Consider the following 7,325-nt stretch of genomic DNA (forward strand, 5'->3'; position numbering starts at 1 on the left):
AATGGATAGTGAATAACTAGCTACCCTAGGGTTTCTTTTGCCTTTTTTTCTGTTTAGTAAATTTCTTAAACATTTATAGCTAAGGTTAGTTGCATTTAAAAGCAGCTGAGTCGCGGTTATTAAGCGTTTAGAATAAAAAAACGCCATACTTGAAAGTATAATGTAAGTAATTAGCCAACTACGGGGCTTCTTTTGCCTTTTTTTTCATTTGGTAAATTTCTTAAACATTTATGGCTAAACGACAATCGTCATCTCGCTGCTTGTTAGCGGGATCTCTTGTTAGCGGCTGAGATACCGCGAATGAATCGCGGTATGACGGTTCGTGGCAGCATGAAGATAATCCCGCTACTTGTTAGCGGCTGAGATACTGCGGCGGTATGACGTAGATTGCTGTCATTCCGCTACTAGTTAGCGCCGCAGCGGTATGGTGTAGGAAAATTAGCTATATAGCTAACTTGTACCACGCGTTAAAGCTTTTAAACAGGTCTTGGTTTACTTACTCCATTATTTTCTTTATTATCAGATATCATTTTAAATAATATGGAGGAGCAAATTGTCAGCAATTGCCATTATTGATTTTGGTTCACAGTTTACACAGCTTATCGCAAGACAAGTAAGAGGAATGGGCGTTTATTGTGAGATATTTCCAAGCAACATCAGTTTTGAAACAATATCAAAATTCAATGGGTTTATTCTCTCTGGAGGACCACAATCTGTAAATGATGATTGTTCTGAAACAAGTAGAGTAGTACATGAAATTATAAAACTTAATGAGGCAACAAACGTTCCTATACTTGGAATATGCTATGGACAGCAACTCATTTGTCATTATTTTGGAGCAAAAGTAAAAGAGAGTTTCAAACAGGAGTTTGGTAGAACTAAAATCAAGATACTAAAAGAATCCCCCATTGTAAAGGATACCTGGGACGTTAATTCTGAAGTGGATGTATTAATGAACCATGCGGACAGTGTTGATACTATACCACATGGATTTACTGTTATTGCATCAGGTGTGATAAATCAAACAATTGCAATGATTGTCAACGAACAGCGGAAGATTTACTGTACTCAGTTCCATCCTGAGGTTAAGCCCACAACAAATGGCAGTAAATTGCTCTCTAACTTCTTGGATATTGCAAATTGCGAAAGGGACTGGACAATGAAGTCGTTTATTGAGGAGCAAAAGGAAAAAATCAAAAATGTAGTAGGAGAGAAAAAAGTAATCGCTGCAGTGAGTGGTGGGGTTGATTCAAGTGTTGCAGCGGCTCTCACACATAAAGCTATAGGAAAACAATTGAACTGTATTTTCATTGATACTGGGTTGTTACGCAAGAACCAGACTATTGCTATGTTGAAAGAGATTCCGATAAACTACGTTGATAAATCAAATTTATTTTTGAGTAGGTTGAAGGGAATAACTGATCCAGAAGAAAAGCGAAAAATTATCGGTAACACTTTTATTGAAGTGTTTGAAGAAGAAGCAAAAAAAATAGGTGATGTGGATTTTTTGATGCAAGGTACCATCTACTCTGATGTAGTTGAGTCAGGGCATGCCTCAGACAACACTAGTACAATTAAGTCTCACCATAATGTTGGTGGGTTGCCAGAAAAGATGAATCTGAAGTTAGTGGAGCCTTTACGTTACCTCTTTAAAGATGAGGTAAGGCTACTTGGAAAAGAAATTGGGCTTTCAGATGAGATAATATTTCAACATCCATTTCCTGGACCTGGACTTGCAGTGAGGATTATAAGTGAAGTCGATGAAGAAAAGGTGCGAATATTGCAAGAAGTAGATGAAATATATATTAATACGATGAAAAATTACGATCTATACGATAAGATATGGCAAGCTTTTGCTGTATTATTACCAATAAAAACTGTAGGCGTTATGGGAGATGGTCGTACGTATGGATATGTTTGTGCTTTAAGGGCTGTAACATCATCTGATGGTATGACAGCCGATGCATTTCCATTTGAAGATAAGGATCAACACTTGCTAGTATTTTGGGATTTTTTACGCAATGTCGGCAGTATAATTGTTAATAATGTTCCCGGAGTAAATAGAGTTGTTTATGATATCACTTCTAAACCACCCGCAACTATTGAGTGGGAGTAAATCAAAAAGATCCCGCTGCTTGTTAGCTGGATCTAGAGATACCGCGAATGAATCGCGGTATGACGGTTAATTTTCTTTATTTTGCTTATAATTTCCACAAGCAGTGCAAACATAAATGAAGAATACAAATATCCTTTTGGTAATTCTATATGAAATCCATGAAGTATGAGGTACACACCGACAAGTAAAATAAATAAAATGGCGATTATTTTTAACCCTGGGTTAGATTTGATTAACTGGGCGGTATAACTTGATAAAAACAGCATTGCTAGCATGGAAAATGTAAATGCTGTAGCAATTATTACCATGTTATAAGTTAGTGCTATAGCAGTTAATATCGAATCAACCGAAAAAACTAAATCTATTAATATAATTTGTAGCACAACTAAAAAAAATTTTGATTTAACGTTTGCTTTCTTTTTATTTTTCTTACATACAAAGATGTCATCCCGTAACTCCATAGAGCTCTTAACAATAAGGAATAATCCCCCTGCGATCATAAGTAAATCCCTTGCTGATGCAGTGTGAAATATAGGTTTTTGCATTGACAATATAGATGATGTAAAAAATAGTATTACAAAACGCATTAATAGTGCTAATCCAAGGCCCATAAGGCGCACTCTTTCTCTCAGCGCATTTGGTACCTTATCTATTGCTAGAGAAATAAAGATTAAATTGTCTACACTAAGTATAGTTTCAAGTAGTGTAAGTGTCAGTAAAGTCCAAGCATCAGTTAGCATTTTTGTTTCAAATTCGGTTCTTCTTACTCTACAATAGATGTGTAAAAATTAAGTGACTTCACTCAGAAGTTTTATAGCAGTTCTCCAGAAAAACAGGATATATAAAGTTCAGCAGCTTCTTCTATTTTCGTTTTTGAGCAAAATCAATAATAAGAGAGTTTCTTATTTTCATGCACGCAAATAAGATAAAGCCTTATTTTCATTTTTGACTTTATTTGAAAATAATATATACTATAAAAATAGTGTGCTAGGTTGAATGAATGTATATTAAAGGATCACCATCAGGCAAAGTATTCGCTGTTTATCAGGCATTTATACCAAGCCCCTTGCCACCAAAATTTGAATGGGACAATGATTTAGTTAATAGTCTTTAAACCCTTACTTTACTATAAGGAAAGTGGTTGAAAACTTAGGTGTCGTATTGACAACAGCCCAAAGAGCAATCGTAAAGCTTGAAGATTTAGGCATCGTTTCACAAACTTCTCAAGGAAAGAGAGATCGGGTTTATTGTGCAACTGATATTTTGAATATTCTAGAAGAACCAACTAAGATTACAGAGAACTTCGATAGCACATTGTAGCTATTGTGATGAATAAATTCAGCAAACAGCAAGCTTAAAGAGTCTGATCCAATGGACATGCTGAACAAAAAGTAAGGAGCTCCTTTTGGAGGATTGTATTAACTTATTAATTAATTGCTTGACTTTTAGCAGGATTTATTATATTATTTATTAATGAGCAATGCAATCAAACCAAGGAGGATAGCATGATAAATAATTTGGATTCAATAATTCTTGGAATAAAAGATGGTGAAAAGGCGATTGAAGATTTAAGGGTTGTTCTTAAAAAAAGAAAAGAAGAAGTTATTACTACACAGACATTTAATTACGCTTTACAATGCCCACAAACTACAAAGGAAGCGATAGTACACGAAATTCTGCTTCATTTTATACAAAATCCTGGCAAGCAATCACTAGAACAAGTAATACAATACTTAGATGGAGCAATACAATCTAGGATATATGCAAAAAACAACCCAATAAGAAATCTAGATGAAGAATTTCGTACTCATATAAACTTTAAAGATGAAGAGGGAAATACATTACTACATCATGCAGTTATAGGTAATAAAACTGAAGAAATAACCACCCTTCTTGTTACATATAGTGCAAATCCTTTGATACAAAACGCGGATAATAAAATTCCTTCATATTTAGCTCAAGGAAAAACAAAAGAAGTGCTTATTAAAAGTATGAAAAAACAAGCTAATACGAAAAAAGAAAGCGCTATGGTAGGCAGTTTGGTGCCTGGCGTAATAATTGGTGGTTTTCTTGGTGTTGTACTTGGAGCTGGTGTGTGTGTTGCAGTAAGTCTTTCTGGTGGTATGATACTAGGTGTAATGATAGCATCTTCTCTTGTTGCTAGTATAGCTATTGGACTGGCCATGTATTTTTTGAGTCAAGACTATGAACAGACTAAAGCGATAGAAAAAACTATTAGCACTGTTAGCTCTGAAATATCTGTTGATGGTGCAACTGCCGCAAATGATAAAGAAGAGCCACAACTTACATAGAAAAAGCTATAGTATTTTCAAACTAAATAATAAACCTTGTAATTAGGATATTCTGGATTCCAGCGTCACGCGCTGGAATGACAACTGCGTTTTTTGCTTTTTTGTCATCAAATACTCCTACTCTTTATGTCATCCAAGTATCCTGACTACTTGGATCCAGGAAATTTAATTGTTTTAAATTTTGCTCAACGTCCTTCTATACACCTATTTAAATTTTATGTATGTGCAATATAATCTATAATAACGTTGAATTTATTATCAATACAATATATTAAAAAATATTATGAGCTTCGTAAGAGAAAAAAACACCCCTGTGATGGAACAATATTTGAACCTGAAAGCTCAATACAAAGATCATCTGCTATTTTATAGGCTAGGAGATTTTTATGAGTTGTTTTTTGATGATGCTATTAAAGCTGCGAAATTGCTGAATATAGTGCTAACCAAGAGGGGCAATTCAAATGGGCAAGAAATACCAATGTGTGGAGTGCCAGCACACAGTAGTGAATCTTACCTACACAAGCTAATAGATTTAGGATTCAAAGTAGCAATCTGTGACCAATTAGAAACTGCTGATGAAGCAAAAAAGAGAGGCTATAAATCCATAGTAAAACGTGATGTAGTGCGAGTTGTAACTCCAGGTACAATTATAGAAGATTCGCTACTGGAGGATAAAAGCAATAATTATCTCGCGTCCATAGTTGAACAAAATGACGAATATGCTATTAGTTGGCTTGAATTATCGACGGGAAAATTTTTTCACACTTTAACGAGTTTGAAAGCTCTAGATAGTGATTTATTGCGTATATCACCAAGAGAATTATTAATTTCTGAAAAATTCACTGAGGATGAAAAAATTAGATCGGTTTTAAAAAATTATAAAATATCAATTACGCAACACGCACTGAGCTTTTTTGAGTATAGTAAATCTCACAGAACGTTATGCGAGTTTTATAAAATCAGGGAACTTGGGAGTATAGGAAATTTCAGCAAAGTAGAAATCATGGCGTGTGGTGCACTGCTTGAATATGTCAGAGTAACGCAAAGGGGCTCCATTCCAAGGCTTGAATTCCCAAAAACCTATAAGCAACAAAATTTCATGCTTATTGATGCTTCAGCAAGGAGAAATCTTGAGTTGTTTTCAACTCAATTTGGTGAAAAGAAAGGTTCACTAATTTCAGTTATTGATCATACAGTTACAGCTTCTGGTGGACGCCTGCTCAAACAAATGCTCGCTTCACCCCTTGCTTGCTCCAAGGCAATCAATTTGAGGCTCAGCACCGCTCAATTTTTTGTAAATAATCATGATTCACGCAGAAAAATACGAGAGATATTATCTAACATTCCGGATATTGAAAGGTCTTTATCGCGCTTAATACTAGGGCGTGGTTCACCAAAGGATATGAACCTATTGAAAATAGGCCTAGGAAAGACTTTAGAATTGTCTGAGTTCTTATGTAAAATTGAATCAGGTGAAAATGGATCTCTCCCACAACAATATGTCATCCAAACTGAGATCCAGCCAGCGTCACGCGCTGGAATAACAGTAAAATCAGACGAGAGTGAACTAAGCACAATACATAAAAGCCTTGGTAATCATAAAGACCTATTTGAACTGCTAAATAGTGCTATACTTGATAATAATCTCAGTTCCGTGAAAGAGGGAGGGTTTATCTACCCAAAATACAACTCAGAATTATCTGAGTTATCCTACATATTAAATAATAGTAATAAACTAATAACCAAACTCCGTGAATCTTATCGCGACCTAACTGGCATTGCCGCACTCAAAATATTGCACAACAATATACTCGGTTATTACGTTGAAGTATCAGCAAATCACAAAATAACTTCGGATATATTTATTCATAGGCAAAGCTTAGCAAATAGCATGCGCTACACTACTAATGAATTGAAAGAACTAGAAAATAAAATTCTTACGGCACGTGATGCTGCAATCGGCTTAGAAATGAAAATTTTTAGTGAACTGTGTAGTGAAGTTGCTAAAGAGTCTGAAAAAATTGCTCTTGCTGCAAATGCTTTGGCAAAACTTGACATTAGAACCGCGTTTGCAGAGCTTGCAGTGCAAAATAATTACGTAAAACCCATTATTGATGACAGCAAAGAGTTCAATATCTGTAGCGGAAGACATCCAGTGGTTGAAGTTAACGATAAATTCATTGCAAATAGCATCAATTTAGCTGGTATACATCTAATTACTGGTCCTAATATGACTGGAAAAAGCACTTTCTTGAGGCAAAACGCTCTCATTGCAATTTTAGCTCACATGGGGTCATTTGTGCCAGCAGAGAGTGTACATATTGGAGTGATTGACAAGATATTCAGCAGGGTTGGCGCAACGGATAATATAACAGCTGGTTATTCTACCTTCATGGTAGAGATGATCGAAACAGCAACGATAATAAATCAGGCAACGGACCGTTCCTTGGTGATACTTGATGAAATTGGTAGGGGCACAGGGGTGTATGATGGATTATCTATTGCACAGGCGGTGATTGAACATATTCACAATGTAAATAAGTGCCGCGCCATTTTTGCAACTCATTATCATGAATTAACTAAAGTAAGCAAATACTTGAAGAACGTGAAATGTTTTTGTGTAAAAATAAGAGAGTGGAACGGAGAGGTTATCTTTCTACATGAAGTAATTGAAGGCATTGCAGATGAGTCATATGGAATACATGTAGCAAAACTTGCTGGTTTTCCTGATTCTGTTTTAAATAGAGCAAGTGAAGTGTTTGAGGAGCTGAAGGCTTGAATCATTATTATAAGTGAAGAATTACCTATACAATCGTGGTAGTAGCTATAGAAACGAAAAACTTACTTGACACCCTTCGCCAGCGCCCTTATCATGATAGTGAAGCTATTGTATTTGC

At 35.5% G+C, this 7,325-nt stretch carries 5 protein-coding genes; 4 read left to right on the forward strand and 1 reads right to left on the reverse strand.

Annotation, left to right across the window (positions count from 1 at the left end):
* Positions 1 to 553 precede the first annotated feature (553 nt).
* A complete protein-coding gene (gene guaA, locus ACIPNH_RS00595; RefSeq protein ID WP_264723688.1) occupies positions 554 to 2,116 on the forward strand; it encodes a glutamine-hydrolyzing GMP synthase in 1,563 nt (520 codons plus the stop codon).
* A gap of 32 nt (positions 2,117 to 2,148) precedes the next feature.
* Here the strand turns inward: guaA and ACIPNH_RS00600 are convergent, their stop codons facing one another.
* Complete coding sequence (locus ACIPNH_RS00600; protein WP_038199715.1) at positions 2,149 to 2,856, reverse strand: TerC family protein; 708 nt, start codon at positions 2,854 to 2,856, stop codon at positions 2,149 to 2,151.
* 421 nt (positions 2,857 to 3,277) lie between these two features.
* Here ACIPNH_RS00600 and ACIPNH_RS00605 point away from each other — a divergent pair, with 421 nt between their 5' ends.
* From ACIPNH_RS00605 to mutS, 3 genes are all read left to right on the forward strand, one after another.
* On the forward strand, positions 3,278 to 3,436 hold the full coding sequence (locus ACIPNH_RS00605; protein WP_264723689.1) for a hypothetical protein: 159 nt from the start codon (positions 3,278 to 3,280) through the stop codon (positions 3,434 to 3,436).
* A gap of 185 nt (positions 3,437 to 3,621) precedes the next feature.
* A complete protein-coding gene (locus ACIPNH_RS00610; protein ID WP_400770914.1) occupies positions 3,622 to 4,428 on the forward strand; it encodes an ankyrin repeat domain-containing protein in 807 nt (268 codons plus the stop codon).
* A gap of 283 nt (positions 4,429 to 4,711) precedes the next feature.
* Positions 4,712 to 7,207: a DNA mismatch repair protein MutS gene (gene mutS, locus ACIPNH_RS00615; protein ID WP_400770917.1), complete on the forward strand. Its 2,496-nt coding sequence runs from the start codon at positions 4,712 to 4,714 to the stop codon at positions 7,205 to 7,207.
* Positions 7,208 to 7,325: the final 118 nt, after the last annotated feature.

The organism is Wolbachia endosymbiont of Drosophila barbarae (genome assembly GCF_044752445.1).
In the GTDB taxonomy this organism is placed as follows: domain Bacteria; phylum Pseudomonadota; class Alphaproteobacteria; order Rickettsiales; family Anaplasmataceae; genus Wolbachia; species Wolbachia pipientis.

What these genes read in the sequence shown, in the direction of transcription:
- ACIPNH_RS00610 (WP_400770914.1), top strand. Translation starts at nt 3,622, where the DNA reads ATGATAAATAATTTGGATTCAATAATTCTTGGAATAAAAGATGGTGAA.
- mutS (WP_400770917.1), top strand. Translation starts at nt 4,712, where the DNA reads ATGAGCTTCGTAAGAGAAAAAAACACCCCTGTGATGGAACAATATTTG.
- ACIPNH_RS00600 (WP_038199715.1), bottom strand. Translation starts at nt 2,856, where the DNA reads ATGCTAACTGATGCTTGGACTTTACTGACACTTACACTACTTGAAACT.